Origin of the sequence: Bartonella sp. MU70NMGDW, from assembly GCF_042194085.1 — a bacterium.
In the GTDB taxonomy this organism is placed as follows: domain Bacteria; phylum Pseudomonadota; class Alphaproteobacteria; order Rhizobiales; family Rhizobiaceae; genus Bartonella; species Bartonella grahamii.
In genome coordinates this window covers 1,387-4,004 of record NZ_JBHIMK010000128.1, presented here as the reverse complement: position 1 = coordinate 4,004, position 2,618 = coordinate 1,387, and the positions used below count along the sequence as shown (strand labels likewise).

Annotated in this window: 3 protein-coding genes; all 3 read left to right on the top strand. The window is 37.2% G+C overall.

The window, feature by feature from the left end; all coding sequences use genetic code 11:
- Window positions 1-38: 38 nt before the first annotated feature.
- The 3 genes from ACFIKE_RS08585 (at window position 39) to ACFIKE_RS08575 (ending at window position 2,564) form a co-directional block, all read left to right on the top strand.
- A complete protein-coding gene (locus ACFIKE_RS08585) occupies window positions 39-872 on the top strand; it encodes an outer membrane protein (RefSeq protein WP_375649308.1) in 834 nt (277 codons plus the stop codon).
- Window positions 873-1,205: 333 nt separating this feature from the next.
- Window positions 1,206-2,075, top strand: coding sequence for a porin (locus ACFIKE_RS08580; RefSeq protein ID WP_375649306.1), 870 nt, complete (start codon window positions 1,206-1,208; stop codon window positions 2,073-2,075).
- Window positions 2,076-2,423: 348 nt separating this feature from the next.
- The gene (locus tag ACFIKE_RS08575) at window positions 2,424-2,564 is read left to right on the top strand and encodes a hypothetical protein (RefSeq protein WP_375649304.1); all 141 of its coding nucleotides are present in this window, start codon (window positions 2,424-2,426) and stop codon (window positions 2,562-2,564) included.
- Window positions 2,565-2,618 lie beyond the last annotated feature (54 nt).

Genomic DNA, 2,618 nt, shown 5'->3' with positions numbered 1-2,618 from the left:
GATGTGTTCAAATAAATATTCAGCTATGGAGAGAAAATATGAATATGAAATGGTTAATAACAGCTTCTGCTTTCGCTTTTGTTTCAGCTTCAGCAGCACAAGCAGCAGATGTTATTGTTCCCCCAAGTCCAACACCTGTTGCTCCCGTTATTGTTGCTCCAACTTTTTCTTGGACAGGTTTTTATGTTGGAGGCCAGATTGGTGGTTTTTCGGGTAAAACGAAAATGGATATTCTCAGTAACGGAAAAAAGATTCCAGCGCCTGATGACCTTTTGCCTAAACTATCTGGTTTCATGGGTGGTCTTTACGCAGGTTCCAACGTTGATCTCGGCAATGGCCTTATTTTAGGTGTTGATACAGATATCGTGTGGTCTAATAAAGATGACACGAAGACAGGAAACACATATGTTATTCTTCCAAATCACATAAATTATATTAAGAAGATATTAACAGAATCTGGAATTAGTATTGGTAAAGATGCGCTTGAAGCTGGTGCTAAACGGACCCACAGTTTCACTTTTAAAGAAAAGTGGGCTGGTGCGACACGCGTACGTATTGGTTTTGCAGCTGAACGCATTATGCCTTATGTTGCTGGTGGTATCGCCTATACCCAGCTTCAAGATACTGCATCAATTTCAATAACAGGCAAAGATTCAGATAAAGTAATAGCTTCTGGTACCTTGTCTGATGAAACAAAGACCCTTGTTGGTTACACTCTGGGTGCTGGTGTTGATTTAGCAATGACCAATAACGTTATTGTCCGTGCGGAATATCGTTACTCTGATTTTGGTAAAAAGAAATTCTCAAATGATAAATATGAGACATCTTACAAAACCAATGATTTCCGAGTTGGTGTTGCTTACAAATTTTAATAGATGATAAGTTAAACAACAGAGGTGCTGTCGAAGGCAGCACCTCTGTTATTCTCTGTTGCTATATTATCACACAATACATAATTTATTGTGGATGTGGAGAAATATTATTCATATTTTCTTAAAAAAATCATAGACAATAAACAATAATTACATTTAAAAATCAATAAGTTATTTATATATATTTTTTAAGTTTCTCGTACAAAATCGAGCTATGAATTGGTTTTGTCTGGGATGTGCCCTCCATTTTCTGTGACTGTATCATTTTTACTACAGCTTTTCTTTCTGTAATCTTGTAGCACTGTGCTCATAAATAAATTAGGAGCAAAGTTTATGAATATAAAATCTTTAGTAACAACTTCTGTTATCGCTATAGCGGCAGCTTCTGCAGCACAAGCTGCTGATGTTATCATCCCTCGTGAAACAGCCCCAGCAGTCATCTCAGCCCCTTCATTTTCTTGGACAGGCTTTTATATCGGTGGTCAGATTGGTGGTTTTTCAAGTAAAATTGACTTAAAAGATAAAGATAAAGAGACTTCAGTTTTTAAAGACTTATCACCTAAACTTTCAGGTATGATTGGTGGTTTTTATGCAGGATCTAACTTTGATCTTGGAAACGGCATTATATTAGGTGTTGAAACAGATATGATCTGGTCTGGCAAAAAGGATGTGCGAGTAGCTTCTGAAACTGTAACTCCTCCAGCTGGTGGAACTGAAACTCCTCAAGGTGGTGGAACTGAAACTCCTCAAGGTGGTGGAACTGAAACTCCTCCAGCTAGTGGAACTGAAACTGTAAAGAGTTTAAGTATTAGAAATGCAGGTGCACAAGAAGCTGTGGATGTATCAGAAGCTGTTGGTTTTAAACAGAAATGGGCTGGTGCTACGCGAGTACGTATTGGTTTTGCTGCTGCTGACCGCATTATGCCTTATGTTGCTGGAGGTGTTGCCTATACACAGCTAGAGGCTGCTCATGGAGAAGTGAAGGTAGGTGATAAAACTTTTGTTTCAGGTTCATCTGCTGAAACAGCAACAATGGTTGGTTTCACTATTGGTGGCGGTCTTGATTTTGCAGTGACTGATAATGTCCTGTTGCGTGCAGAATACCGTTACTCGGACTATGGTAAAAAGAAATTTTTTGCAAAAGAAAAAGAATATAATTTCAGAACCAATGACTTCCGTGTTGGTGTAGCTTACAAATTCTAATTTCGTAAAAAACAAAATAAACTTCTAAGAGGCTCTGTCAAAGACAGAGCCTCTGTTATATTATTACACACCCCATATTTGTTGGAGATGTAAAAAGATTTTCATAAACGACAGGCAATAATTACATTCAAAATCGATAAGTTAACTTACGAATTCTCGTACGGAGTGAAGTTAATAACGTTGTAAAGTCATGCAGCGATTTTGTTTTGAGTGCATCCTCCATTTTCTATAACTGTATTATTTTTTACTACAGCTTTTCTTTCTGTAATCTTGTAGCATTATCCTCTAAATAAATGAGGCGCAAAGTTTACGAATATAAAATCTTTAGTCAAAACGTCTATTATCGCTATGGCAGCAGCTTCTGTGGCACAATCTTCTGATGTTATCATTCCTCGTGAAACAGTCTCAGCAGTTATCACAGCCCTTTCGTTTTCTTGGATAAATTTTTATCTTGGTGGTCAAGTTAGCAACTTTTTAAGTCAAAATTGATGTATTTGATTTAGAGACAAAAGAAAAAACTTCAGATAAAGATGGACTACCTAA